This is a genomic window from Brevibacterium sp. S22, from assembly GCF_004745485.1.
GTDB lineage: Bacteria > Actinomycetota > Actinomycetes > Actinomycetales > Brevibacteriaceae > Brevibacterium.
In genome coordinates this window covers 1-1,293 of record NZ_RHFG01000064.1, presented here as the reverse complement: position 1 = coordinate 1,293, position 1,293 = coordinate 1, and the positions used below count along the sequence as shown (strand labels likewise).

The window sequence follows — 1,293 nt, the reverse complement described above, 5'->3', positions numbered from 1 at the left end:
GGGACTGATGCAAAGAAGGGTGACAGCGTGAGTGTCATGCTGCGAGTGCAGCTGGCTCTATGATTGCTTCGTACTCTACTGGTGTCAATCGACCCAACCGGGCTTGTCGGCGACGTCGGTGATATGTCCGCTCGATCCAGGTCACGATCGCGATTCTCAACTGGTCGCGAGTGACCCACCGGCGACGGTCGAGAACGTTCTTCTGCAACAGGGCGAAGAACGATTCCATGGCCGCGTTATCGCCCGCTGCGCCGACTCGTCCCATCGACCCGATGATGCCGTGACGGGCCAAAGCCCGAGTGAATTTCTTCGATCTGAATTGGCTGCCGCGGTCGCTGTGGGTCACGCATCCGCCCACGTCACCGCGCCTGGTCACAGCCATCTCGAGGGCATCAACGGCCAGGCGCGCCTTCATCCTCGAGCTGATCGAATAGCCGACGATGCGTGACGAGTAGGCGTCCTTGACCGCGCAGAGGTACAGCTTGCCCTCATTCGTATGGTGCTCCGAAATGTCGGTCAACCACAGCTGGTTCGGGCCATCAGCTCGAAACTCGTGCCTGGTCCGCCCGTCGGCATCGACAACCGCGCACAGATCGTCGTGAACGGGTGGGCCGGGTTTCTTCCCGTTCTTGGCCCGGCCCTTGCCGAAGGCCGAGAACCAGGCATTGGCCGAACACAACCGCCACGCAGTGCGTGCCGCCATGGGTTGGCCGGCCGCTTCGGCTTCGTCGGCGAGGTATCGGTACCCGAACTCGGGATCATCACGGTGGGCATCGAAGAGCGCATTGGCCCGATATGCCTCAACGAGATCGGTATCAGGGACAGGCGCGGCCAGCCACCGGTAGTAGGGCTGGCGGGAGAGCTTCAATACCCGGCACGACACCGCGACGGGGATCCCGTCGACGGCGAGCTCTCTCACGAGCGGGTAGAGCCTTTTGACGGCAGGTTCGCCTGTGACAGATAGGCGGCCGCGCGGCGTAGGACCTCGTTCTCCTGCTCCAGCAGACGATTGCGCCGACGCATCTCTCGTAGTTCGGCGGACTCGTCGCTGGTGTTGCCGGGTTTGTTGCCGGCATCGATTTCTGCTTGGCGGATCCATTTGTTGATGGTGCCTTCGTGGACTCCGAAGTCCTTGGCGATCTGTCCGATCGTCGTCTTCGAGTCCCGGTTCAAAGCGACCTGGATGACGTCGTCGCGGAATTCTTTCGGGTAGGGCTGTGGCATGGTGTCTATCCTTCCAGGCTTGCCTATGAACAAGCCAGATTAGATGTCACCTAACCCTGCATCAGTCCC

Annotated in this window: 1 protein-coding gene and 1 pseudogene; both read right to left on the bottom strand. The window is 61.3% G+C overall.

Annotation, left to right across the window (positions count from 1 at the left end):
- Positions 1–34 precede the first annotated feature (34 nt).
- Positions 35–1,099 carry an IS3 family transposase gene (locus tag EB835_RS20150; protein ID WP_240688888.1) on the bottom strand — a complete coding sequence of 355 codons (1,065 nt, stop codon included), beginning with the start codon at positions 1,097–1,099 and terminating at the stop codon, positions 35–37.
- Positions 1,048–1,224: pseudogene (locus EB835_RS20735) on the bottom strand (transposase); the annotation flags it as partial. The gene EB835_RS20150 and the pseudogene EB835_RS20735, both read right to left, overlap by 52 nt.
- Positions 1,225–1,293: the final 69 nt, after the last annotated feature.

What these genes read in the sequence shown, in the direction of transcription:
- EB835_RS20150 (WP_240688888.1), bottom strand. Translation starts at nt 1,099, where the DNA reads ATGGATCCGCCAAGCAGAAATCGATGCCGGCAACAAACCCGGCAACAC.